The sequence below is a fragment of the Streptomyces sp. NBC_00328 genome (assembly GCF_036139655.1).
GTDB lineage: Bacteria > Actinomycetota > Actinomycetes > Streptomycetales > Streptomycetaceae > Streptomyces.
In genome coordinates, this window is record NZ_CP108013.1 from 5,358,527 (window position 1) to 5,383,590 (window position 25,064).

Annotated in this window: 21 protein-coding genes; 15 read left to right on the forward strand and 6 right to left on the reverse strand. The window is 71.7% G+C overall.

Going from position 1 to position 25,064, the window contains the following annotated elements:
* Positions 1–33: 33 nt before the first annotated feature.
* From fbaA to OG485_RS23565, 13 genes are all read left to right on the forward strand, one after another.
* Positions 34–1,056, forward strand: coding sequence for a class II fructose-bisphosphate aldolase (gene fbaA / locus OG485_RS23505; protein ID WP_328670555.1), 1,023 nt, complete (start codon positions 34–36; stop codon positions 1,054–1,056).
* Positions 1,057–1,173: 117 nt separating this feature from the next.
* Positions 1,174–2,757: an MFS transporter gene (locus tag OG485_RS23510; RefSeq protein ID WP_328670556.1), complete on the forward strand. Its 1,584-nt coding sequence runs from the start codon at positions 1,174–1,176 to the stop codon at positions 2,755–2,757.
* Between the two features lie 178 nt (positions 2,758–2,935).
* Positions 2,936–3,349, forward strand: coding sequence for a DUF3151 domain-containing protein (locus OG485_RS23515; RefSeq protein ID WP_328670557.1), 414 nt, complete (start codon positions 2,936–2,938; stop codon positions 3,347–3,349).
* 234 nt (positions 3,350–3,583) lie between these two features.
* A complete protein-coding gene (locus OG485_RS23520; RefSeq protein ID WP_328670558.1) occupies positions 3,584–4,429 on the forward strand; it encodes a tryptophan 2,3-dioxygenase family protein in 846 nt (281 codons plus the stop codon).
* Positions 4,422–5,624 carry a kynureninase gene (kynU, locus tag OG485_RS23525; RefSeq protein ID WP_328670559.1) on the forward strand — a complete coding sequence of 401 codons (1,203 nt, stop codon included), beginning with the start codon at positions 4,422–4,424 and terminating at the stop codon, positions 5,622–5,624. Before OG485_RS23520 ends, kynU begins: the two co-directional genes overlap by 8 nt.
* A 272-nt stretch (positions 5,625–5,896) precedes the next feature.
* Positions 5,897–6,883 (forward strand): alpha/beta hydrolase family protein, encoded by a 987-nt coding sequence (locus OG485_RS23530; RefSeq protein WP_328670560.1) that lies wholly within the window; start codon positions 5,897–5,899, stop codon positions 6,881–6,883.
* 220 nt (positions 6,884–7,103) lie between these two features.
* Positions 7,104–8,108 (forward strand): alpha/beta hydrolase, encoded by a 1,005-nt coding sequence (locus OG485_RS23535; protein WP_328670561.1) that lies wholly within the window; start codon positions 7,104–7,106, stop codon positions 8,106–8,108.
* A gap of 10 nt (positions 8,109–8,118) precedes the next feature.
* The gene (locus OG485_RS23540; RefSeq protein ID WP_328674606.1) at positions 8,119–9,360 is read left to right on the forward strand and encodes an acyltransferase family protein; all 1,242 of its coding nucleotides are present in this window, start codon (positions 8,119–8,121) and stop codon (positions 9,358–9,360) included.
* Between the two features lie 64 nt (positions 9,361–9,424).
* Positions 9,425–10,990, forward strand: a complete 1,566-nt coding sequence (locus tag OG485_RS23545; RefSeq protein WP_328670562.1) for a sensor histidine kinase — start codon at positions 9,425–9,427, stop codon at positions 10,988–10,990.
* 24 nt (positions 10,991–11,014) lie between these two features.
* A complete protein-coding gene (locus OG485_RS23550) occupies positions 11,015–11,695 on the forward strand; it encodes a response regulator transcription factor (RefSeq protein WP_328670563.1) in 681 nt (226 codons plus the stop codon).
* Between the two features lie 137 nt (positions 11,696–11,832).
* Positions 11,833–13,200, forward strand: coding sequence for a sensor histidine kinase (locus OG485_RS23555; RefSeq protein ID WP_328670564.1), 1,368 nt, complete (start codon positions 11,833–11,835; stop codon positions 13,198–13,200).
* The gene (locus tag OG485_RS23560; RefSeq protein WP_328670565.1) at positions 13,197–13,880 is read left to right on the forward strand and encodes a response regulator transcription factor; all 684 of its coding nucleotides are present in this window, start codon (positions 13,197–13,199) and stop codon (positions 13,878–13,880) included. Before OG485_RS23555 ends, OG485_RS23560 begins: the two co-directional genes overlap by 4 nt.
* 68 nt (positions 13,881–13,948) lie before the next feature.
* On the forward strand, positions 13,949–15,169 hold the full coding sequence (locus OG485_RS23565; protein ID WP_328670566.1) for a cytochrome P450: 1,221 nt from the start codon (positions 13,949–13,951) through the stop codon (positions 15,167–15,169).
* Between the two features lie 225 nt (positions 15,170–15,394).
* Here the strand turns inward: OG485_RS23565 and OG485_RS23570 are convergent, their stop codons facing one another.
* Positions 15,395–17,008 (reverse strand): ABC transporter permease, encoded by a 1,614-nt coding sequence (locus OG485_RS23570; RefSeq protein ID WP_328670567.1) that lies wholly within the window; start codon positions 17,006–17,008, stop codon positions 15,395–15,397.
* Complete coding sequence (locus OG485_RS23575; RefSeq protein ID WP_328670568.1) at positions 17,005–18,000, reverse strand: ABC transporter ATP-binding protein; 996 nt, start codon at positions 17,998–18,000, stop codon at positions 17,005–17,007. The genes OG485_RS23570 and OG485_RS23575 overlap by 4 nt, the downstream gene beginning before the upstream one ends.
* Positions 18,001–18,102: 102 nt before the next feature.
* Between OG485_RS23575 and OG485_RS23580 the strand changes: the two genes are divergently transcribed.
* A complete protein-coding gene (locus OG485_RS23580) occupies positions 18,103–18,603 on the forward strand; it encodes a GbsR/MarR family transcriptional regulator (RefSeq protein ID WP_328670569.1) in 501 nt (166 codons plus the stop codon).
* 210 nt (positions 18,604–18,813) lie between these two features.
* On the opposite strand, the gene OG485_RS23585 is transcribed toward OG485_RS23580, so the two are convergent.
* The gene (locus OG485_RS23585) at positions 18,814–19,671 is read right to left on the reverse strand and encodes a diacylglycerol kinase family protein (RefSeq protein ID WP_328670570.1); all 858 of its coding nucleotides are present in this window, start codon (positions 19,669–19,671) and stop codon (positions 18,814–18,816) included.
* Positions 19,672–19,870: 199 nt separating this feature from the next.
* Here OG485_RS23585 and OG485_RS23590 point away from each other — a divergent pair, with 199 nt between their 5' ends.
* Positions 19,871–21,154: an adenylosuccinate synthase gene (locus tag OG485_RS23590; RefSeq protein WP_326786530.1), complete on the forward strand. Its 1,284-nt coding sequence runs from the start codon at positions 19,871–19,873 to the stop codon at positions 21,152–21,154.
* Between the two features lie 118 nt (positions 21,155–21,272).
* Here the strand turns inward: OG485_RS23590 and OG485_RS23595 are convergent, their stop codons facing one another.
* Genes OG485_RS23595 through OG485_RS23605 form a run of 3 tightly spaced genes read right to left on the reverse strand, consistent with a single transcriptional unit; the run spans position 21,273 to position 24,847 of the window.
* A complete protein-coding gene (locus OG485_RS23595) occupies positions 21,273–23,099 on the reverse strand; it encodes an RICIN domain-containing protein (protein ID WP_328670571.1) in 1,827 nt (608 codons plus the stop codon).
* A 39-nt stretch (positions 23,100–23,138) separates the two neighbouring features.
* On the reverse strand, positions 23,139–23,960 hold the full coding sequence (locus tag OG485_RS23600; RefSeq protein WP_328670572.1) for a carbohydrate ABC transporter permease: 822 nt from the start codon (positions 23,958–23,960) through the stop codon (positions 23,139–23,141).
* Positions 23,957–24,847, reverse strand: coding sequence for a carbohydrate ABC transporter permease (locus OG485_RS23605; protein WP_328670573.1), 891 nt, complete (start codon positions 24,845–24,847; stop codon positions 23,957–23,959). Before OG485_RS23605 ends, OG485_RS23600 begins: the two co-directional genes overlap by 4 nt.
* Positions 24,848–25,064: the final 217 nt, after the last annotated feature.

A 25,064-nucleotide genomic window follows, 5' to 3' on the forward strand; every position in this document is an offset into this window, starting at 1 on the left:
GTACGCAGACCCGCACATACAAGGAGCGGACAGATGCCCATCGCAACCCCCGAGGTCTACAACGAGATGCTCGACCGGGCGAAGGCAGGCAAGTTCGCCTACCCGGCCATCAACGTGACCTCGTCCCAGACCCTGCACGCTGCGCTGCGCGGCTTCGCGGAGGCGGAGAGCGACGGCATCATCCAGATCTCCACCGGTGGTGCGGAGTTCCTGGGCGGTCAGCACAAGAAGGACATGGTGACGGGCGCCGTCGCGCTCGCCGAGTTCGCGCACATCGTCGCCGCGAAGTACGACATCACGGTCGCGCTGCACACGGACCACTGTCCCAAGGACAAGCTGGACGGCTACGTACGTCCGCTGATCGACGTCTCCGCCGCGCGCGTCGCCAAGGGCGAGAACCCGCTGTTCCAGTCCCACATGTGGGACGGCTCCGCCGAGACCCTCGCCGACAACCTGGCCATCGGCCAGGAGCTGCTCGCCAAGGCCGTCGCCGCGAAGATCATCCTCGAGGTGGAGATCACCCCGACGGGTGGCGAGGAGGACGGCGTCAGCCACGAGATCAACGACGAGCTGTACACGACCGTCGACGACGCGCTGCGCACCGCCGAGGCCCTCGGCCTGGGCGACAAGGGCCGCTACCTGCTCGCCGCGTCGTTCGGCAACGTGCACGGTGTGTACAAGCCGGGCAACGTCGTCCTGCGCCCCGAGCTCCTCAAGGACCTCCAGGAGGGTGTCGCCGCCAAGTACGGCAAGGCGAGCCCGTTCGACTTCGTCTTCCACGGCGGCTCCGGCTCCACCGCCGAGGAGATCGCCACCGCGCTGGAGAACGGCGTCGTGAAGATGAACCTCGACACCGACACGCAGTACGCCTTCACCCGTCCGGTCGTGGACCACATGTTCCGCAACTACGACGGCGTCCTGAAGGTCGACGGCGAGGTCGGCACCAAGTCGAAGTACGACCCGCGCACCTGGGGCAAGCTCGCCGAGGCCGGCATGGCCCAGCGCGTGACCGAGGCCTGCGCCGCCCTGCGTTCCACGGGCACCCGGCTCAAGTAGTCGTCCGGTGGCCCGCCGGTAGGCCTCCGGCACTCCATCGGTGGTCCTCCGGCAGTCGTCCCCGCGCAAGGGCCCGGCACCTCCCACGGTGCCGGGCCCTTCCGTATGCTCCGAGGTATGGCTGTGCCTGCGAGGGACGCATCGGACCTGTCGGACGGCGGACCCGCGGTACGGATCGCCTCCCCGGCGGGGAAGTGGATCCTGCTGACCACCGTCCTCGGCTCCAGCATGGCCCTGCTGGACTCGACCGTCGTCAATGTCGCGCTGCCGACCATCGGCCGTGACCTGGACGCCGGCCTCTCCGCCCTCCAGTGGACCGTGAACGGCTACATGCTGTCGCTGGCCGGGCTGATCCTGCTGGGCGGCTCGCTCGGGGACCGTTTCGGGCGCCGGAAGATCTTCGTCATCGGCGTGGTGTGGTTCGCCGCCGCCTCGCTGCTGTGCGGGCTCGCGCCGAACGTGGGCGTGCTCATCGCGGCCCGCGTCCTCCAGGGCGTCGGCGGGGCGCTGCTCACCCCCGGCTCGCTGGCGATCATCCAGGCCTCCTTCCACCCGGACGACCGGGCCCGCGCCATCGGCCTGTGGTCGGGCTTCGGGGGTGTCGGGGCCGCCGTCGGGCCGTTCCTCGGCGGCTGGCTGGTGGACGGGCCCGGCTGGCGCTGGGTCTTCCTGCTGAACATCCCCGTCGCGCTGGTCTGCGCCCCGATCGCCCTGCTGCACGTTCCGGAGTCGGCCGGCGGAACCTCCCGCCCGGCGGAGGCCGGGAGCAGGGGAGCCGGGTCGCACCGTGGTTTCGACGTCCTCGGCGCCGTCCTCGGCGCGCTCTCGCTCGCCCTGGTGACGTACGCCCTGATCGAGGCCACGAGCGGTTCCGTGCTCGTGTGGGTGGCGGCGGTCGGGGGCGTGCTGGCGGGGGTGGCCTTCGTGTACGTCGAGCGGCGGCGGCCCGATCCGATGATGCCGCCGGACATCTTCGCCTCGCGTCAGTTCACGGCCGTCAACCTGGTGACCCTGTGCGTGTACGCGGCTTTCGGCGGCTTCTTCTTCCTGACCGCGCTCCAGCTCCAGGTCGTGGCGGGCTACTCCGCGCTCCAGGCCGGCACGGCGCTGCTGCCGACCACGGCCTTGATGCTGCTCTTCTCCGCCCGCTCCGGCGAGATCTCCCAGCGCATCGGCCCGCGCATCCCGCTGACCGTCGGACCGCTGCTGTGCGCGGCGGGCATGCTGCTGATGCTGCGGGTGGGCGAGGACGCCTCGTACGTGGCCGACGTACTGCCCGCGCTGCTGGTGATGGGCCTCGGCATGGTGACCCTGGTCGCGCCCCTGACCGCCACCGTCCTGGCCTCCGTGGATGTCGGGCGGGCGGGCCTGGCCAGCGGGATCAACAACGCGGCGGCCCGCGTGGCCGGGCTCCTCGCCGTGGCCGCGCTGCCGCTGCTCACCGGGATGGGAGAGGAGGCGTACCGCTCGGCGGACGCCTTCGACGCCGCGTTCCGCCGGGCGATGCCGCTGTGCGCCGGTGTGCTGGTCGTCGGCGCGGTGCTGGCCTTCACGACCGTACGCCGCCCGCCGCCCGGCTGCCTGCGCCCCGAGTGCCACACGCACGGCTCGCTGACGGCGCCCCCGCTGGAGCCGGAGCGCTCCCGGGGCGTCCTCGGCGCCCGGGAGTCCCCGGGCTCGCCGGGATCCCCGGGGCGTTAGGTCCTCCGGCGCCGGTCCGGCTTCGTGATCGCGGCGGTGCCGTCGCGCCTGACGGCCACCCCGTTCGGCGTGACCGCGATCGGCGGACACCGGTCGCGGTCCGGCCGCGGAACGGATCCTTCCCCGGGCGCCATGGGCCACGGTTACCGATCACGGAGAATGCAGCAGACTGGAACCCATGACGATTCACGAGAACCTTCTCGGGGGACCGCCCCCGACCCGTCTCCCCGACGACCCGGAGCCGCGCGAGCTCCTCGCCAACGGCACGGCCCCCGCCGATGTCGCCGCGAAGTACCCCACCTCCTCGCTCGCCTGGGCGCAGCTCGCCGACGACGCGTTCGAGCGGGGCGGCGTCGTCGAGTCGTACGCCTATGCCCGTACCGGCTACCACCGCGGCCTGGACGCGCTGCGCCGCAACGGCTGGAAGGGCCACGGTCCGGTGCCCTGGGATCACGAGCCGAACCGCGGCTTCCTGCGTGCCCTGCACGCCCTCGCCCGCGCCGCGCAGACGATCGGCGAGCAGGAGGAGTACGAGCGCTGCAGCCAGTTCCTGAAGGACTCCTCGCCGACGGCGGCCCAGACCCTGGGCTAGGACCGACCCGGGGCTGGGACCCACCCCTGGGCTGGGGCAGACCGGCCCTGGGCTGGGGCAGAGCCTTCACACGCAGCCCCGTCGGTGGGGCTTCGACGCGGGTCCGCCTGGTGTGACCGGGCGGACCTTGCGGTTTCGGGGGACGATTGTGTTGGATGCCCGGTGGGGACCGGGGCCCCCGTGTCGGTAACGGCAGGGGCGGACCGCTACCCGGAGCACAATCAGGAGACAGCGATGTCCCACCAGGCTCAGCCCACGCAGGCTCAGGAGCCCGAGACCCCGCATCTCGACTTCCAGGGCACGACGCCGTACGAGGACTACGTACAGGCGGACGTGCTCACCCACCTCCAGCACACCCTCTCCGACGACCCCGGAGAGATGGTCTTCCTGGTGACGACCCAGGTCATGGAGCTGTGGTTCACGGTCATCGTCCACGAGTGGGAGACCGCTGCCAAGGCACTGCGCGCCGACGACGTCCCGGTCGCGGTGGCCGCGCTGAAGCGGTCCGTACGGGAGCTGGAGGCGCTGAACGCGTCCTGGCGTCCGCTCGGACAGCTCACCCCCGCGCAGTTCAACTCCTACCGTTCGGCCCTCGGCGAGGGTTCCGGATTCCAGTCGGCGATGTACCGGCGCATGGAGTTCCTGCTCGGCGAGAAGTCCGCCTCCATGCTCGTCCCGCACCGGGGCGCGTCGCGGGTGTACGCCGAGCTGGAGAAGGCACTGCACGAGCCGAGCCTGTACGACGAGGTGCTGCGGCTGCTCGCCCGGCGCGGGCACGCGATACCGGCCGCCGTGCTGGAGCGTGACGTGTCGCTGCGCTACGAGCCCGTGCCCGAGGTGCAGGCCGCGTGGACGGCCCTGTACTCCGGTGACGACACCGACGAGCTCGCCCGTCTCGGCGAGGCGCTGACGGATGTCGCCGAGCTGGTGTGGCGCTGGCGCAACGACCACCTCGTCGCCACCCGGCGGGCGATGGGCTCGAAGACCGGCACCGGCGGCTCCGCCGGGGTGGCCTGGCTGGAGAAGCGCGCGCAGAAGAACGTGTTCCCCGAGCTGTGGACGGCGAGGTCCTATGTCTGAGCGAGCCTCTGTGTCCGCGCTGGGGGCGCGGGCGGCCCAACTGGACGCGGCCGACGAACTCGCCGGGCTGCGCAAGCGGTTCGTGCTCGACGAGGTCGTGTACCTGGACGGGAACTCGCTCGGCGCGCTGCCGGCCGAGGTCCCCGGCCGGGTCGAGGACGTCGTCCGCAGGCAGTGGGGCGAACTGCGCATCCGCTCCTGGGAGGAGAGCGGCTGGTGGACCGCGCCCGAGCGGATCGGTGACCGCATCGCCCCGCTGGTCGGCGCGGCGGCCGGACAGATCGTGGTCGGCGACTCGACGAGCGTGAACGTCTTCAAGGCCCTGGTGGGCGCGGTACGGCTGGCGGGCGAGGGGCGCGACGAGATCCTCGTCGACGCGACGACGTTCCCGACGGACGGGTACATCGCGGCGTCGGCGGCCCGTATGACGGGCTGTGAGCTGCGTCCGGTGGACCCCGACGAGGTGCCCTCGGCGCTCGGCCCCCGTACGGCTGCGGTGCTGCTCAACCACGTCGACTACCGCACCGGCCGGTGCTACGACCTCCCGTCCCTCACCTCCGCGATCCACGCGGCGGGCGCGCTCGCCGTCTGGGACCTGTGCCACAGCGCGGGCGCCCTGCCGGTCGGGCTGGACGAGCACGGCGTGGACCTGGCGGTCGGCTGCACCTACAAGTACCTGAACGGCGGCCCGGGTTCGCCCGCGTACCTCTACATCCGCGCCGGGCTCCAGGACCGCTTCGACTCCCCGCTGCCCGGCTGGAACTCGCACACGGAACCCTTCGCCATGAGCTCGTCGTACGAGCCCGCGCCGGGCGCGCTGCGCGGACGGGTCGGCACGCCGGACATCCTCTCGATGCTGGCCCTGGAGGCGGCGCTCGAGGTGTGGGACGGCGTCTCGATCGACAGTGTGCGCGCCAAGTCGCTCGCCCTGACGGACTACTTCCTGGAGTGCGTCTCGGCGTACGTCCCCGAGGGCCGGGTCGAGTCCGTGACCCCGTCCGCCCACGCGGAACGGGGCAGCCAGGTTGCCCTGCGCTGCGCGGACGCGGGTGCCGTGATGAAGCGCCTGATCGACAAGGGCGTCGTCGGCGACTTCCGCCACCCGGACATCCTCCGCTTCGGCTTCACCCCCCTGTACGTCGGCTTCACGGACGCGGAGCGGGCGGCACGGGTACTGGCGGAGACGCTGAGCTGAGAATTTCAGCCCCTCCGGCGTTTGAGGAGCGGGGTCTGGGGCGGAGCCCCGGATACGGGACGGGTAGGGGCGGAGGGGGCGAAATTCCCTCCGCCCCTACCCGTACGCCGGGTACCTGGCCCGCCCGGAACAGGGCAAACCAGGAGAACAGTCCCCTTGACCGAGAGTGACAGCCCGCTGCCGACCCATGGCACCGGCCTGATACCGTCCCCGCAAACGGCCGAATTGTTCCCTCGCCCGCCAAATCCGTTTCACCGCTGAGAGGTTGGAGCATGCAGGACGACGCCGCACCCCGGGACGGCGACGACGCCGTCGCGCGCGACGCAGCCGAAGAGGCGTCCGCCTTCTCGCACCCCGAGGTGGCCCCGGACGTCACGATGGCGTACGGCGACCACCCCGACCAGGTGATCGACTTCTACGCCCCGCGCGATCCCGACCCGGCGGTCCCCGTCCCGGTCGTGGTCGTCCTGCACGGCGGCGCCTGGCGCGCTCCGTACGACCGCCGCCACATCACGCCGTTCGCCGACTTCCTGACCCGCCGCGGATTCGCCGTGGCGAACGTCGAGTACCGCCGCGGAGAGGCGGCACCACCCGCTCCGAGCGGGCCCGTGATCCCCGCGCAGGGCGGCCCCACGGATCCCGGGCGGGACGACGCGGCCTCCTCCGAGGCCGGCGGCACCGCCACCGGAGGCCCGGTCGCCGGCCGCTGGCCCGACACCTTCGACGACGTGGCGGCCGCACTCGACGCGCTGCCCGCACTCGTACGCCGGGCACTTCCGCAGGCCGACCCCCTGCGCGTGGTGATCACCGGCCACTCCGCGGGCGGTCACCTGGCGCTGTGGGCCGCGGCGCGCCACCTCCTGCCGGCCGACGCGCCCTGGCACACCGACCGCCCCGCACCACTGCGCGGCGTCGTCGCCCTCGCTCCGATCGCCGACTTCGAGGTCGCGGAGAAACTCGATGTGTGCGGCGGGGCCTCCCGTCAACTCCTCGGTGGGGAAGCCACGTTCGCGGAGCGTCTGCCCTACGCCGACCCGGTGCGACTGCTCCCCACCGGCATCGCCACCACGCTTGTCCAGGGCCGTACCGACATCGTCGTCCCGCAGGCGGTCGCCGAGTCCTACGCGGACGCGGCGGCCAAGGCCGGCGAGGTGGTGGGTCTCACCCTGCTGGAGGACGTCGGCCACTTCCCCCTGATCGACCCGGCCGCCGACGCCTGTGCCGTGGTGGCGGAGGAGATCGCCCAACTGGCCTGGTAGCCGGGGTCCGGACCCCGGTGCCGCCGGCCGAACGATCCTCCCCAAGGGCGCGGCTGATCAGGGGAGTTGACCTGCCCTCACCGACCCCTGGTCATACCCGTAGTACCTGAGAGCTACCTCTCGGATGGGGCCTGCAGCGGGACGCGGGCGACGGGTGGCGATCCGTAATTTCCCTTCCAGTGACGCCCGATGAACGGGCGCACGGGGAGGGACGGACACCATGGATTTCCGGGCGAAGCCGATCGTCAGGGGGGACGCGGACACCTCACGACAACGGCCGCGGCGACTGCGCCGGCGGCTGGGCCGCACGCTGCTCGCCGCGCTCGTCACGGCCGCGGTCGTCGTCCCCTTGTCCGGCGCCGCCCGCCCGGAGATCCCCGCGCCGCCACCCGCGGTCCTCGCACCGCTGACGGCGTCGACCCTGGACACGGCGTACGCGGCGAACCGGGCCGACGCCGCCGAGGCCGCCCGGATGGCCGCGGACCACGGCGACCACACCCGGGCGGCCGCCGACCGCGCGATGGCCGCACCCTCCCGCCGTTTCCTCTCCTTCGACGGCCGGGGTCCCGGCCGGGCCGCCGAGGTCTTCGGCGACCTCGCCCACGCCGACCGCGTGGCCGTCCTGGTCCCGGGCTCGGACACCACGCTGGAGACGTACGGCCGTTTCCGCGGCGGCGCCCTCGCCCTGTACGACCGACTCGGCCCGCGCGGCGCCGTCATCGCCTGGCTCGGGTACGAGACGCCGGGCACGGTGAGCACCACGGTCATCACGCCGGACCGCGCCGAGCAGGCGGCCCCGCTGCTGAGGGCGTTCCTGCACCGGCTGCACGGCGTCGTCGGCCGGTCGGCGCACCTCTCCCTGCTCTGCCACTCGTACGGCACGGTGGTCTGCGGCCGCGCCGCCCCGGGCCTGGACGTGAGCGACATCGTCGTCTTCGGCAGTCCGGGCACCGGCGCGTCCTCGGCCGCCGCGCTGCGCACCCCCGCCCGCGTCTGGGCGGCCCGTGGCTCCGCCGACTGGATCGCGTACGTCCCGCACACGAGCGTCGGTCTTTTCGGTACGACCGTCGGCCTGGGCCCCGACCCGGTGTCCCCGTCCTTCGGCGCACGGGTCTTCCGGGCGGGCACCGCCGGCCACAGCGACTACTTCGCACCGGGCTCGGTGTCCCTGGCCAACCTCACCCGCATCGTCCTCGGCGACACCTCGGAGGTCACCCGTGCGTGAACCGACCGGCATGACCGCCCTGACGGGCAGCACCACCCCGACCGGCAGGACCGCCCTGAGCGGTGTGCGGACCGCGATCCACCGCGTCGACCGGGCCACCCCCGCCGAACGGGACCGCTGCGTGGACGCCCTGCGCGCCCTCGCGATCCTGGGTGTGGTCCTGGGCCACTGGCTGGTGACGGCGCTCGTCGCGGACGGCGGCGCGCTGCGGACCGCGAGCCCCTTACAGCACATGCCGTGGCTGACCCCGGTCTCCTGGGTCTTCCAGACGCTCGCCGTGTTCTTCCTGGTGGGCGGCCATGTGGCGACGAAGAGTTACGCGTCGGCTCGGGCGCGCGGCACGACGTACGGGCAGTGGCTGCGCGCCCGGGTGGTCCGTCTGCTGAGGCCGGTGACGGCGGTGCTGACGCTCTGGACGGTGGCGACCGTTTGTCTGCTCGCCTCCGGCGCGGACTTCGGCACGGTACGCACGCTGGTGAAGCTGGCCCTGTCCCCGCTCTGGTTCCTGGTGGTGTTCGCCGGACTGACCGCGGCGACACCGCTGTTGACCCGTCTCAGCCCGCTGTGGCCGCTGGCCGTCGTTCTCCACGTCGACGTCATCCGTTTCGGCCTCGGCGGCCCGGCATGGCTCGGCTGGGTGAACCTCGCGGCGGGCTGGATGGTGCCGTACACCCTGGGCGCGGCCTGGACCCGTGGCGAGCTGGAGGGACGGCGCGCGGGATGGGTGCTGTTCGGCGGGGGCGTGTCGACGACGGCGGTGCTGGTGACGTGGGCCGGCTATCCGGCGTCCATGGTCGGCATACCGGGGGCCGCGGTCTCCAACCTGGACCCGCCGACACTGGCCGCGGTCACGTTCGGCCTGGCCCAGTGCGGACTCGCCCTGCTGCTGCGCGAGCCGCTGCGCCGGGTGATGCGGCGCCCGGTGCTCTGGGCGGGCACGGCCTTCGCCAACCTCTCGGCGATGACGATATTCCTCTGGCACCAGAGTTCCCTGATGGCGGTGACCGCCCTCGGCCGGCTCGCGGGCCGGCTTCCCGGCCTGCACACCACCCCCGACTCCCTGGCCTGGGTGGCCGCGAGGGTCGCCTGGCTGCCCGTCTTCGTGTGCGCCCTCACCTTGTGCTGGTTCGCCTTCAGCGCGCACGAGCGTGGACCCCGCCGCCCCAACGGCCGTCCTTCCCGGGTCGTCCGGGTCCACCGCGTGCGCCGCGGCCCCGGCCCGGCCACGCCCAAGGCGGCACCTCGTGCCTAGGGTTGACGGTGTGACCAGCGAGGAGCACCGCCCCCGGGACGACGAGCCCGCAAGGCTCCCTGACATGCCCTCAACCTCACCCGCACCCTCACCCACCCCCGAGCCACCCGAGCTCGCCACCGCGCCGACCACGCCCGTCGACCACGCCCCCCGCACCCTCCGGACCTCCCGCGGGACGCGCGCCGTCCACGCGATCCGCGCCATCCGCGTCCAGACCCTCGCGCGGACCCTCGCGCAGACCTCTCTTCCCTTCCTGCGCGGGATCCTGGGCGAACTGGCGGTGCCGGCGGCCGCGCCGCTGCCGCCGTTGTCCCGGCCCCGTCGTCTGCGCCGGCTGCCGCATGTCGTGGTGTGCTTGGTCGCCTTCGGGCTCGGGCTGGCGGCCATGGACGAGCTGAGCGGCGGTTATCGACTGGGTTTCCCGCTGGGCACGGCGAGCGGGTTCGCGCTGGGTGCGGCGGTCGCGCTCGCGCTGTGGCGCCCGATTCCGGCCTGGTGGCTGTCACTGGGCGCGACCGTGGTCGCCGCTGCCGCCGTCCGTATGGACCCGGTGGCGGGCCTCCCGGGATCGGGACCGGGACTGGACTGGCCCTGGAGCGGGCCCGCGATCACGGCGCAGGCGATCGTGCTCTTCCTGCTGGCCCTGCGGACGCCCACACGCGTCGCGGTCGGCGCGCTGTCGTTGACCGGCCTGGCCACCTATGCGCTGCAGGGCCTGGCCGGCGACTCCTCGTACCCGCTGCACGGCCTGGACGGCGACCCCTCGTACCCGCTGCAGGGCGTGCCCGGGGGCCCGTCGTACCACCCGACGGGAGCGACGGCGGTGATCGTCTTTGCCATCGTCGTCCTGCTCGGTACCGCGCTGCGCGGTCGCCGCGAGGCGCGCAGCCAACTGGTCGAGCAGGCCTCGCTGACCGAGGAGGAGCGCGCCCGCCGCACGGTTCTGGAGGAGCGCAGCCGTATCGCGCGCGAGCTGCACGACGTGGTGGCCCACCACATGTCGGTGATCTCCATTCAGGCGCAGGTCGCCCCGCACCTGGTGGAGAATCCGACGGACGAGCTGAGGGAGAACCTCGAAGGCATCCGGCAGAACGCCCTGGAGGCGCTGACCGAGCTGCGCCGGGTGCTCGGAGTGCTGCGCTCGGAGAATCCGGAGGACCCGTACGGCCTCGGTGCGAGCGCGGGCGCGGCGCCGGACGCCCCGCAGCCCACGCTGGACCGGCTCGACGCCCTGGTCGAGAACACGCGCGCCGCGGGACTGGACGTGACCACGGAGATCGCCGGGGAACAGCTTCCCCTGGCCCCGGGCGTGGAGCTGTCGGCGTACCGGATCATCCAGGAGGCGCTGAGCAACGCCCTGCGCCACGCGCCGGGTTCGGCGGTCAAGGTGGAGCTCTGGCACTTCCCGCGGGGCCTTCAGGTGAGGGTCGTCAACTCACGGCCCGCGTTCCGCGCCCCGCCGTCCCCGGGCGCGGGGCACGGACTGCTCGGTATGCGCGAGCGCGTCGCGATGCTGGGTGGCACTCTCGTGACCTCGGAGACGTCCTGCGGTGGTTTCGCGGTGGCGGCCTTCCTCCCGGGCAACGGCGTCGAGCCCACCGACGACGTCACCCGGACGACGACACCTTGACCGGCCTCCAGGAGAAGAGACGTCATGACGACCGTGAGCGGCACCATCCGCGTTCTGATCGCCGACGACCAGCAGATGGTCCGCCAGGGATTCACCGTGCTGCTCAACGCGAACCCGGGCATCGAGGTGATCGGCCAGGCGGTCGACGGACTCGACGCGGTCCGCCAGGTCGCCGAACTCGCGCCGGACGTCGTCCTGATGGACATCCGCATGCCCGAACTCGGCGGCATCGAGGCGACCCGCCGCATCACGACGGACACCCCGCACATCAAGGTCCTGGTGCTCACCACGTTCGACCTCGACGAGTACGTCTACGAAGCCCTGCGCGCCGGTGCCTCCGGCTTCCTCCTCAAGGACGCCTCGGCCGATCAACTCGCCGAGGCGGTCCGTGTGGTGGCCGCCGGCGACGCCCTCCTCGCCCCCGGCATCACCCGCCGCCTCATCGCCGAGTTCTCCCGCCTCGACTCCACCCCGCGCGCTCCCCTCAAGCAACGCGTGGGTGATCTCACCGAACGCGAGACCGAGGTCCTGGCCCATATCGCCCAGGGTCTCTCCAACGCCGAGATCGCCCAGCGTCTGGTGGTGGCCGAGCAGACGGTGAAAACCCACGTCGGCCGCATCCTCGTCAAACTGGGCCTGCGCGACCGCACCCAGGCGGCGGTCTTCGCCTACGAATCGGGGCTGGTCCGCCCCACCGGCTACTGATGTCCGTACAGGCCGGCCGAAGACCGGCCGCCACCTCCTCGCGAACCCGGACCTACCCGTAGTACCTGAGACGGACTCCCAAGGACCCTCCTCGCAGGTGACGACCCCACCCCCCGCCCGGGCCTACCGTTCTGAGCGTGACCGAGACGACCCACACGCAGACGACGTCCCCGCCCCCCGGCGGTGCCAAGGCCAAGCCCCGCAGCCCGGAGTACCGCCTCGCGGCGGACGCCGTGCGCGGCCTGCGGCAGGACATGTTCCACGACGCCTTCGCCTACCGCCCCCTTCGCCGCATGCGCACGGACGGCCCCATCACCCGCCGCCTCCCCGGGACCCTGCGCGCGTACGCGGCCTGGACCCCGCACGCGGTGGTGGTGGCGGCCGGCCTGCTCGCGATGGCCGCGGCCTACAGCGCCGAGACCGATTTCGGCCCCGGCGGCGGCACGGTCGCACCCCCGCTGTGCGGGTTCCTCGCCCTGCTTCCGGTCCTGGCGACCCTGGTCCGACCGGTCGGCGCCTTCTGGCTCTCGATCGCGGCGGCCCCGGCCGTCGCCATGTTCGGCAGCGCCTGGAGCGACTGGCCGTGGGCGCCCGGCAGCTTCATAGCGCATGTCACGGTGCTGACGGTCGTGGCTCTGCGCTCACGCCCTCGCGTCGCGGCGTGGATGTGGCTGCTGACCGCGGCGTACAGCCTGATCACCGAGACCCTGTTCGGAGGGGGCTACTACAGCGTCAACACGTTCCCGCTGCTCTTCGTCTCCGCACTGGCCCTCCTGGTCGTCACGGTGCTGAACATCCGCAGGGAGGCCGAGCAGGAGGTGACCGCCCACCAGTCGGAGACGGCCCACGAGCGTTCCCGGCGCACGCTGCTCGAAGAGCGCACGACGATCGCCCGCGAGCTGCACGACGTGGTCGCCCACCACATGTCCGTGGTCGCCATCCAGGCGGAGGCGGCGCCCTACCGGGTGGAGAATCCGCCCCCGGAGCTGGAGCAGGCGTTCGTCACGATCCGGGAGAACGCGGTGGCGGCGCTCACCGAGCTGCGCCGGGTGCTGGGCGTGGTCAGGGCCGAGGACTACGAGGCGCCGGACGCGCCGCAGCCCACCCTCGCCGATCTGGACGGGCTCCTCGCCAATGTGCGGGACGCGGGTCTGACCGTGGAGAAGGCGGTCACCGGTGCGGTGCGTGAGCTTCCGCAGGGCGTCGAACTGTCGGCGTACCGGATAGTCCAGGAGGCCCTCAGCAACACCCTGCGGCACGCGCCGGGCGCGCCGGCCCGCGTCGAGATCGGCTATGTCCTCGGCGGGCTCGGCCTGCGCATAGTCAACGGCCCCGCGCCGGTGACGACCTTGGAGAAGTCCACGCACGGCGCGGGGCACGGCATCACGGGCATGCGCGAGCGGGTCACGATGCTGGACGGCGAGATGACGACGGGCACCATGGACGACGGAGGGTATGAGGTGGCGGTGTTCCTGCCGGTGCCGTCGGGGGAGGAGACCGGATGACGGACGGTACGGGTCGCGCGATCCGTGTGCTGATCGCCGACGACCAGATGATGGTCCGCGAGGGCTTCTCCGTACTGCTCGGCGCGATGCCGGACATCGAGGTGGTCGGCGAGGCGGTCAACGGCCGGGAGGCGGTCGACCGGGTCCGCGAGCTGCGCCCGGACGTCGTGCTGATGGACATCCGTATGCCGGAGATGAACGGCATCGACGCGACCCGGGAGATCGTCGCCGCGGACGGTGCCGCGAAGGTGCTGGTGCTGACGACGTTCGACCTCGACGAGTACGTGTACCAGGCGCTGCGCGCGGGGGCGTCCGGTTTCCTGCTCAAGGACGCCTCGGCCCGCCAGCTCGCCGACGGGGTGAGGGTCGTGTCGGCCGGGGAGGCGCTGCTCGCCCCCTCGGTCACCAAGCGGCTGATCACGGAGTTCTCCAAGCTCGCGGAGGAGCCCCGGCTGTCGGCGACGGCGCACGGGGCGTACGGGGATCTCACCGACCGGGAGACGGAGGTGCTGGTGCTGATCGCGCAGGGGCTGTCGAACGCGGAGATCGCCCAGCGGCTCGTCGTCGCGGAGTCGACGATCAAGACCCATGTGAGCCGCATCCTGGTGAAACTGGGCCTGCGGGACCGGACACAGGCCGCGGTGTTCGCCTACGAGGCCCGCCTGGTCACCCCCAGATGACGGCGCCCGGCGCCCCCGGAACGGGGCGGCCCTGGTCAGCTGGGGGTGGGTCGGGCTAGCGTCCGTTCATGGCAGCTTTGGAGAGTTCGCGGGCCTTCGACCCGTGGGATCCGGCCTTCGTGGCGGACCCGTACCCGGCGTACGAGGAACTGCGCGCGCGGGGCCGGGTGCACTACTACGAGCCGACGAACCAGTGGCTGGTGCCGCACCACGCGGACGTGTCGGCACTGCTGCGGGACCGCCGGCTGGGCCGGACCTATCAGCACCGGTTCACGCACGAGGACTTCGGGCGGACGGCACCGCCGCCGGAGCACGAGCCGTTCCATGTGCTCAACGATCACGGGATGCTCGACCTGGAGCCTCCGGACCACACGCGGATCCGGCGGCTGGTGTCGAAGGCGTTCACGCCCCGCACGGTCGAGCGGCTGAAGCCGTATGTGGAGGGGCTGGCGGGTGAGCTGGTCGACCGGCTGGTGGAGGCGGGCGGCGGGGATCTGCTGACCGATGTGGCGGAGCCGCTGCCGGTGTCGGTGATCGCGGAGATGCTGGGTGTCCCGGAGTCCGAACGGGCGCCGTTGCGGCCCTGGTCGGCGGACATCTGCGGGATGTACGAACTGAATCCGTCCGAGGAGGTGGCGCGGAAGGCGGTGCGGGCGTCGGTCGAGTTCACCGAGTACCTGCGGGGCCTGATCGAGGCCCGCCGCAAGGAGCCCGGGGACGATCTGATCTCGGGGCTCATCGCGGCGCACGACGAGGGCGACCGGCTCACCGAGCAGGAGATGATCTCCACCTGCGTGCTGCTGCTGAACGCCGGGCACGAGGCGACGGTCAACTCGACGGTGACCGGCTGGTGGACCCTGTTCCGGCATCCCGGGCAGCTGGAGGCGCTGCGGGCGGACCATTCGCTGATCCCGACGGCGGTGGAGGAGCTGATGCGCTACGACACCCCGCTCCAGCTGTTCGAGCGGTGGGTGCTGGACGACATCGAGATCGACGGTACGACGGTTCCGCGGGGTGCGGAGATCGCGATGCTCTTCGGTTCCGCGAACCGTGACGCCGAGGTGTTCGCGGACCCGGAGACGCTGGACCTGTCCCGGTCGGAGAACCCGCACATCTCCTTCAGCGCGGGTATCCACTACTGCATCGGCGCTCCGCTCGCCCGGCTCGAACTGGCCGCGTCCATGAGCGCGCTCCTGACCAAGGCCCCCGGTCTCCGGCTCGCCCAGGAGCCGGTCCGCAAGCCGAACTTCGTGATCCGTGGACTGGAGAGCCTGCCGGTGGAGGTCTGACAACCGTCACCGCTGTCCGTCCGCCCGTTCCCGCCGGTCCGGCGGCGTGTCCGCCTGTTCCTGCCGGTCCGGCGGCGCGACCGTCCACCGCTGTCCGCCCGGCGGCGCGGCTCCGACACCGAGGTTTTGGTGACGGCGGGCGCGACCGCTCGTCTCGGCAGGTCGCGCCGCCAAGGGCTCGTCAGCGGCCGGGTCGCCTTCCGGCTCGGCCGGGCGGCCCGCCCCTCATGTCGCCAGGTCGCGGCGGCGCAGGGACACCAGTCCCGCTGCCGTCAGGGCCGCCGCGATCGCGGTGAGGACGAGGACCGGTGTCCAGGCCATGGTTCCGCCCGGCAGCTTCGGCAGATGGCCGAAGGGGGAGAGGTCCATGACGGCCTGCGGGATCTTCAGGGCGGGACCGATCCAGCCGAGGAGGAGGGCGAGGCCCGCCGCGGCCCAGGCACCGGGGGCGATCCGGGGGGAGAGGCCGTGGAGCAGGACGGCGAGACCGCCCAGGGTCCAGACCGCCGGGACCTGGACCAGGCAGGCACCGAGGATGGCGCCGAGCTCGGCGCCGTAGCCGAGAGCGAGGCCGAGCCCGCCGAGCAGCATGATCAGGACCGTGCCGCCGAAGGCGAGGACGAGGTGTCCGCCGGCCCAGCGCAGCCGGCCGACGGCGGTGGCGAGCAGGGGTTCGGCGCGCTGCGAGGTCTCCTCGCCGTGCAGCCGCAGCACGGAGGCGACGATGTAGAGCGCGGCGACCATGCCCAGCATGTTCACCATGGCGGCGAGGAACGCGTCGGTGATCCCGGCCTGCCCGCCCATCCGCTCGATGATCTCGCGGGTCTTGGCGTTGTCGCCGACCAGGTCCGCGGCCCCCTTCGTGATGCCGCCGAACGCGGCGCCCGCCGCGAGGAATCCGAGGCTCCAGCCGAGTACCGCGCCGCGCTGGAGACGCCAGGCCAGCGCCCCGGCCGTGCCGAGGCGTCCGGTCGCGGGTCCCGGCCGGGTGGGCAGGAAGCTCATGCCCACATCGCGCCGCCCGGCGAGTGCGTAGGCCGCGGCGCCCTGGGCGGCGACGGCCGCGGCGAACAGCAACAGGACCCACCAGCGTTCGTCCGCGAAGGCGCGGACGTTCTCCAGCCAGCCCACCGGTGAGATCCAGGTCAGCGCCGACGAGCCGTCGTCGGTCGCGGAGTCGCCCGCCGCCCTGAGGACGAAGGCGGCGCCGATCAGCCCGCCCGTCAGTCCCTTGGCGAGCCGCGCGCTCTCCGTCAGCTGGGCGACGATCGCGGCCATGGTCGCGAAGACCATCCCGGTCGCGGCGATCGCGAGCCCCAGCGCCAGGGCCCCGGCACCGCCCTGTCCGGCGAGGCCGATCGTGATGAGGAGGGCGAGAACGCCGTTGGCGACGAGCGCCGCGAGCAGGGCGGCGGTCAGCGGCGCCCGCCGCCCGACCATCGCGGCGGAGACGAGTTCCTGGCGTCCGCTCTCCTCCTCGTCCCGGGTGTGCCGTACGACGACGACCAGGCTCATGACGGCGGCGAGGACTCCGGCGTAGGCGCCGATGCGCCAGGCGGTGAGTCCGCCGAGCGAGTCGCTGAACACCGGTCCGTAGGTGGCGCGCAGGGAGCTGTTGGCGAGCATCTGCCGTGCCAGGGAGGCGCGTTCGGCCGGGGTGCTGTAGACGGACTTCAGCGAGGCCGGCAGGGAGAGCACCATCAGGGCGATGACGCCGATCCACAGCGGCATCATCACGCGGTCGCGGCGCAGCGCGAAGCGCAGCAGGGTTCCGGTGCCGGCCAGGGGGCGGGAGCCGCCGACGCGTGCGGCGAAGGGGCCGGCGGTCGTGGCGGTCATCGGGTCATCGCCCCTTCCTCGGATCCGCCGGCCCGTACGTCGTCCTGGTAGTGCCGCAGGAACAGCTCCTCCAGGGTCGGCGGGGTCGAGGTCAGGGACCGTACGCCGGAGTCGGTCAGCGACCGCAGGACCGCGTTCAGCTTGTCGCTCTCGACGTGGAACCGGACCCGGCAACGGACGCCGTCCTGCCGGACCCCGGTGTCCTGGACGTCCAGTTCGTGGACTCCGGGCAGGGACGCCAGTCCGTTCGGCGGGCCGGTGAGTTCGGCGGTGACGCTGGTGCGGGTGAGGTGGCGCAGGTCGGCGAGGGAACCGCTCTCGACGGTCCGGCCCTTGCGGATGATGCTGACGCGGTCGCAGAGCTCCTCGACCTCGCTCAGGATGTGCGAGGACAGCAGGATCGTGCGGCCCCGGTCGCGTTCCTCCCGGACACACTTCTGGAAGACCTCTTCCATCAGCGGGTCGAGACCGGAGGTCGGCTCGTCCAGGATGAGCACGTCGACGTCGGAGGCGAAGGCGGCGACGAGGGCGACCTTCTGGCGGTTGCCCTTCGAGTAGGTGCGCCCCTTCTTGGTGGGGTCGAGTTCGAAGCGCTCGACCAGTTCGGCGCGCCGCGCCGGGTCGAGGCCGCCGGTCCGCCCGCCGCCCGGTCCGCCGCGCCGGGCGCGGCCCCCGTCGTGCAGCCGCCCGTAGAGATCGATGACCTCGCCGCCGGAGAGGTTGCGCCACAGGGTGACGTCTCCGGGGACGTAGGCGACCCGGCGGTGCAGTTCGACGGCGTCCGCCCACGGGTCCATGTCCAGCATCCGGGCCGTGCCCGAGTCGGCGCGCAGCAGGCCGAGCAGGACCCGGATGGTGGTGGACTTCCCGGAGCCGTTGGGGCCGAGGAAGCCGTGCACCTCACCGGCCTCGACCTCCAGGTCCAGTCCGTCCAGCGCGTGCGTCCTGCCGAACGACTTGTGCAGTCCGGCGACGCTGATTGCCTTCGTCATGGCCCGAACGTACGCTTCTTTCAGAAATTTGTGAAGTTAAGGAAACATATAAATCCTGGATACACTCGACGGTGATGCGTGAGCAGGGGAGATGATCGACAGATGGCGGAACCGAGTGCGGCGGAACGGGACCCGGAGGCGGTCTCGAAGTTCGTCGAGGGCTTCGCGGCGCAGCTCGTCGAGGCCGGGATGCAGCGGATGCCCGCCCGTGTCTTCGCGGCGCTGCTGGCCTCCGACTCCGGTGCGATGAGCTCCGCCGAACTCGGGGAGCAGCTCCAGGTCAGCCCCGCCGCCGTCTCCGGCGCGGTGCGCTATCTCGCGCAGCAGCACATGGTCTCGCGCGAGCGGGAGCCGGGCTCACGGCGCGAGCGGTACCGCGTGCACAGCAACCAGTGGTACGAGGCGCTGACCAGCCGTGACGCGGTGCTCAAGCGCTGGGAACTCGCCCTGCGCGCCGGTGTCGACTCCCTCGGTTCCACGACCCCCGCCGGGCGGCGGCTCTCCGAGACCCTTGCGTTCTTCGAGTTCATCGACGGTGAGATCGCCGCGATGATGGAACGCTGGCGCGCCCACCGCGAGACGCTGTTCGGCGACGACGGCTGACCACCGGGCCGCTCCCGGTCCCGCCGGAGCACCCCGCTTCCGTCCCGCCGGAGCACCCGCCCGGGGTTTTGTCGGAGCACCCGCCCCTCTCCGCCGGAGCGGATCCGCGTTTCGTCCCGCCACCCGGGTCACCAGGGCACCAGGGTCACCAGGCGCTGAGGCCACCGGGGCGGCCAGGGCCCCCGCCCGTGCCTCCCGCCCCTCACACCGTCAGGGTGCCGCCGGCAGGGTCAGGCCCCAGGCCGACTCCCGTACCGTCCATGTCCGGGTCCGCACCGGGCCGCTCACCACGGAGTCCGCGCCGTAGCGGAAGTCGGCGCCGGAGACGGTGACCTTGTGGCCCAGCAGCCGCAGGGGCGAGGACGCGGCCCCCACGGACACCGCGCGGACCTCGATCTCGGCGCCGGTGCCCGAGCCCCCCGGTGTCACCGAAACGGTCTCCACGGGCTGGTCCAGGTCCACCACGCACACTCCGTCGACCTCGATCCGCAGTCGGGAGGGCCCGAGTCCGGGTGCGGAGGCGAGCCGGGACGGCCGGGAGGCGAGGGTCCGTACCAAGGACTGGCAGGTACGCAGCCACGGACGCGCGCCGGCTTCCTCCCCGGGCACTCCCACGGGCACCGGAGCGGACGGCCGGGAGGGCAGCGAGGGGATGCGCAGCGCGCCGAGCACCACACCGTCACTGTCGTCCACGAGCAGGTCGAGCCGCCGTTCGGCCCCGTCGAGGACCGCCCTGGCCGCCGCGACGGTCCCCATCGGCACCCCGAGCGAACGGGACAGCGACAGCGCACCGCCCACGGGCACGAAGGACAGCGCGCACGCGGCGAGTTCCCGCCGCCGGTGCAACAGGGACACCGCCCGCAGCAGGGCGCCGTCGTCACCGATGACGACGGGTCGGCGCGCACCCCGGCGGATCAGCGCCCGAGCGAATTCCTCGGGCCCTTCCGGGAGGCACACCTTCGTCGCCGCACCCGCGCTGAGCACGTCTTTCGCGATCCGGACGGACTCGCCGTCCGTCCGTCGGGCGACCGGGTCGATGACCACCAGGAGCTGGTCGGAAGCCGCCACCTCGGTCCTGCCTCGCTTCCTCGGGTAGCATCTTTCTGCAAGAGCCCCTTGCGCCTTTGCGCCAGGGGCTTCGTCTATTCCGGGGCATCCGGTCCGACGGTCGCGGCCAATGGTGGTCGCCGGTGTACACAGCCGTAGCCACAAACGGTCACGTACGTCCCGACCTTGGACATGCCCCGCCCGGAAGGGGTGTACGCCTGTGCCCGCACTTGTGCTGCTCGGTGCTCAGTGGGGTGACGAAGGCAAGGGAAAGGCCACCGATCTGCTCGGTGGATCCGTGGACTATGTGGTGCGCTACCAGGGCGGCAACAACGCCGGCCATACGGTAGTCGTCGGCGACCAGAAATACGCTCTCCACCTCCTTCCTTCCGGAATCCTCACGCCGGAGTGCACTCCGGTGATCGGCAACGGAGTCGTCGTCGACCCGTCCGTCCTGTTCTCCGAGCTGAACGGACTGAACGAGCGCGGCGTCGACACTTCCAAGCTGCTGATCAGCGGAAACGCTCACATCATCACGCCTTACAACGTCACTGTCGACAAGGTGACGGAACGCTTCCTCGGAAAGCGGAAGATCGGCACCACCGGGCGCGGAATCGGCCCGACCTACGCGGACAAGATCAACCGTGTTGGCATCCGCGTCCAGGACCTCTACGACGAGTCGATCCTCGTCCAGAAGGTCGAAGCGGCGCTGGAGGTCAAGAACCAGCTGCTCACCAAGCTCTACAACCGCCGCGCCATCGAGGCGAGCCAGGTCGTCGAGGAGCTGCTGGGCTACGCGGACCGGCTCAAGCCGTACGTCGCGGACACCGTCCTGATCCTCAACCAGGCGCTGGAGCAGGACAAGGTCGTGCTCTTCGAGGGCGGCCAGGGCACGCTCCTGGACATCGACCACGGCACGTATCCGTTCGTGACGTCGTCGAACCCGACCGCGGGCGGCGCCTGCACGGGTGCCGGCGTCGGCCCGACCAAGATCAGCCGGGTCATCGGCATCCTCAAGGCGTACACCACCCGGGTCGGCTCGGGTCCGTTCCCGACCGAGCTCTTCGACGCGGACGGCGAGGCGCTGCGGCGCATCGGCCACGAGCGCGGTGTGACGACCGGCCGTGACCGGCGCTGCGGCTGGTTCGACGCGGTCATCGCCCGCTACGCGACCCGCGTGAACGGTCTGACCGACTTCTTCCTCACCAAGCTGGACGTCCTGACCGGCTGGGAGGAGATCCCGGTCTGCGTGGCGTACGAGATCGACGGCAAGCGCGTCGAGGAACTCCCGTACTCCCAGACCGACTTCCACCACGCGAAGCCGATCTACGAGACCCTCCCCGGCTGGTCGGAGGACATCACCAAGGCGAAGACCTTCGCGGATCTCCCGAAGAACGCGCAGGACTACGTGAAGGCGCTGGAGGAGATGTCGGGTGCCCCGATCTCCGCGATCGGCGTCGGACCGGGCCGCACCGAGACGATCGAGATCAACTCGTTCATCTAGCGCGGAGCGGTATCCGTGGCGGTGCCCGAACCGGGTCCGTGGCGGTGTCCGAAGCGGTTGTTCCACGAGTGCGCCCCCGGCCGACATCCGGGGGCGTACCCGTACCTGGGGAGCGGCCTCAGCGCGAGGTCAGTCTCCACAGGTGGTCGGCGGTGCCGTTGTCGTCCCACTGGAGGACCTGGGCGCCGGTGGAGGTGCTCATGCCGTTCACGCCGAGCAGCAGACCGCTGTTGTAGTTGGCGATCTTGTAGTAGCCGTCCCCGGCCGGGATCAGCTGCCAGAGGTGGTCCGCGGTGCCGTTGTCCGCCCAGATCAGCGCGGTCCCGCCGGCCGCCGTGCTCGCGTTCGTGATGCCGAGCAGCAGACCGCTCGCCTTGTTGCTGATTTTGTAGAGGCCGGATCCGGCGGCGGAGAGGGTCCACGACTGGCTGGTGCCGGTGGAGGACGTGGCCTGGACGACCGCGGTGCCCTGGGCCGTGCCCGCGCTCTGGGTGTCCAGGGCGAGGGCGCTGTTCCTGTTGGTGATCTGGTAGGTCCCGGCGAGCGAGGTGGAGCCGCCGCTGGGGGTGATGACCAGGTGGTAGCCGTCCGAGGCGTTCATGGCCACGGGCACGGTGACGGACCCGTTCGAGACGGTGTAGTCGGCCTCCGAGATCGTGTACGGGGCCGATACGGCCGTGGTGCGGCCCTTGGACGGGGTGTACTCCAGCTTGGCGTGCACGGTGCTGCCGAAGGCGGACAACGAGCCCAGGCCCTTGACCGTCACGGCCGTCGAACCCGTGCCGCCGCCGAACACGACGCTGATCTGCCGGCCGTCCCCGGTACGGGACGCGGCCCCGTCGATGCCCGTCTGGGCCGGCGGCGTGGTGGGGACCATGCTGCCCGACATGTCGCCGTACCACTTGTACAGCCAGTACGAGCCGTTGGGTGATCCGCCGGTGTCGGTGAGAGTGTCGCCGAGGGTGCCGTAGTGGTTCCAGAAGGCGAGCTCGGCGTCATGGACACCCGCCCGCTCGAACTTGGCGACATACCCGACGAGCGGACCCGGCACCCCCACCTCGGTGGGCGTCGCGTACTCCTCGATGGAGATCGGGCGCGCGCTGATGCCCAGGCTGCTCTCCAGGGAGCGGTACGCCGCGACGTGCGCCGCGATGTCCTGGGAGCCCTGGAGTTCGTGCCAGGCGATGATGTCGGGGACGGTCCCGGCGGCCTTGGCGGCCGTGAGGAACGTGCTCATCCAGCTCTGGTTCCATGCCGAGTGGCTGGGGCCCTGGATCGGGGTGGTGGTGTCCTTGACGCGGACCTCCTTGTAGGTGCGCGTCCAACCCGCCTCGAACGTACCGGCGTTCGTGGTGTCCCAGGTCCAGTCGGGTTCGTTCCACAGCTCGTAGGCGCGGATGTTCGTGGCGGAGGAGGACTTGACCGACGCGATCTGGGTGTCCACGGCGGACAGCCAGTTGCTCCAGCTCACCCACTTGTAGGGGAAGTTCGGGTACCAGTCGGGCATGCGGACGACGACCCCGGCGCCGGCCCGCGCCGCCTTGGAGGCCACCTTCAGGGCGTCGCCCCCGGGCGCGGGTTCGCCGTTGGGCAGCTGGGAACCGCCCGGTGCCATCTGCACGAAGGTGTTCGGCTTGAGCGGGGTGACCAGGCTGTCGGCCGGGGTGCTCGCGTCGGCGAGGCCGTACAGGCTGCCGCTCGCCAGGTGGGTTACGGAGCGGAGGGTCTGGTCGGCGTTGACGACCAGGGTGGTGGCCGCGGTGGGGGCGGCCTGGGCGGGAGGCGCGGTGAACAGGGCGGTGCCGGCCAGCGCGATGGCGCCGAGGGCGGCCAGGGCACGGGCGCGGTGGTGTCCGGCGGTCTGGGGCGGTCCGGCCGTGGGGGTGGCTGTCGGGGTGATGCGTAACGTCCGGGTCGTGCGGCCTGAGCGGCTCGTGCGGCTCATGGAGGAGCCTCCTGGAGGTGGGGAGCGGGGAACGCCTGCTCAGTCCTTCACCGCGCCCGCGGTCACGCCCGCGGCCACGTAGCGCTGTGCGAGGACGAGCAGGACAGTGGCGGGGATCGACGCGACGACGGCGGTGGCCATGATCGCGTTCCATTCCTGGTTGTTGTTGCCGATGTAGTGGTAGATGCCGAGGGTGATGGGGCGCATGTCGCCGCCGCCGTCGAGGGTGTTGGCGAAGACGAAGTCGGACCAGGCCCACAGGAAGCCGAAGAGCGAGACCGTGACGATCGCGTTGCGGCTCACCGGCAGGACGACGGAGCGGAAGATCCGCCAGGTGCCCGCGCCGTCGATGCGGGCCGCGGAGATGAGCTCGCCGGGGATGCCCGACATGAACGCGGCGAAGATCATGACGCCGAACGGCACGGCGATGGTGGAGTCCGCGATGATCAGGCCCCACCAGGAGTCGATCAGTCCGAGGTCGAGGAAGAACCCGTAGAAGCCCATCGCCATGACGATGCCGGGGATCATCTGGGCGACCAGGAGCGCGAGAGAGAGCGGTCCCGCGCCGGGCGGGCGCAGCTTGGCGAGGGAGTAGCCGGCCGGGGCGGCGAGTGTCAGCGTGAGAGCGACCGTGCCGAGGCCGATGAGCAGGCTGGTGCCCAGGTAGGGCAACTGGTCGTTCAGGACGGCCCGGTAGCCCTCGAAGGTGGGGTGCAGCGGGAACAGGCCGGGCGGGCTCTTGCGCATGTCGCGCTGCGGGGTGAGGGACACGTTCAGCATCCAGTACACCGGGAAGAGCATGAGAGCGGTGAGGGCGACGCCGATCACGGTGTGACGGCGGCCGGTCGTACGGGACTTCATGCCTCCTGCCTCCTCTGGACGCGGATGTGCAGCAGCCCGAAGGCGAGGGCGATGACGATCAGGATGTTGCCGACGGCGGCGCCGGGGCCGAACTTGGGCAGCAGGGTGCCGAATCCGAGCTGGTAGGACCAGGTCGCCAGGGTGGACGAGGAGTCGCCGGGGCCGCCTTTCGTCATGATCCAGATCAGGTCGAAGACCTTGAGGGTGTAGACGAGACCGAGCAGCAGAGTGATCGCCGAGACCGGGCGCAGCAGCGGGAACGTGATGCGGCGGAACTGCTGCCACGTGCCCGCTCCGTCCAGGGCGGCGGCCTCGTACAGCTCGGCGGGGATGTTCTGGAGGCCGCTGTACAGGATGACCAGGTTGAAGGGGATGCCGATCCATATGTTGGCGACGATGACCGAGGTCAGCGCCCAGTGCGGAGAGGTGAGCCAGCCGACGGGGTCGACGCCGATCAGGTGCAGGGCGTAATTCACCACGCCGGACTCGCTGTTGAACATCCAGGACCAGGTCGACGCCGACACGATCAGCGGCAGGAGCCAGGGGATCAGGAACAGTGCCCGCAGGGTGGGGGCCAGCGGGAAACGGCGGTCGAAGAAGACGGCGAGGGCGAGTCCGGCGGCGTACTGGACGGCGATGGAGGCGAAGGTGAAGATCATCGTGTGCCGCATCGCCGGGGCGAAGGACGGGTCGTCCAGGACCGTACGGAAGTTGTCCCAGCCGGCGAAGGGGGCGTCGCCCGCGACGAAGGACCTGACCGTGTAGTCGCGCAGGCTCAGGTCGAGGTTGCGGTAGAGGGGATAGGCGTAGAAGGCGGCGAGGTACGCGGCCAGCGGCGCGAGAAAGGCCAGCGCCGTCAGCCGGCTCCGGCGATCGTGGGTGAGCATGCGGTGGCCTCTGCGGTTTCCGGGTGCGGTGTCGGTCCGGTGGGTGGGTCGGGGCCGTGCCGGTACATCAGCCCGTCGCCGTTGGATGAGGCGTGGCCGTCGGTGGCGACGGGCATCGATGTACCGGCACGGCCCCTTCCGTGCGTGGCCGACTGCGGGTGCGTCGTGGTGGCTGGTCCGGATTGCAGCCCCGGCCGGGGAAGTTTCAGCCCCTCCG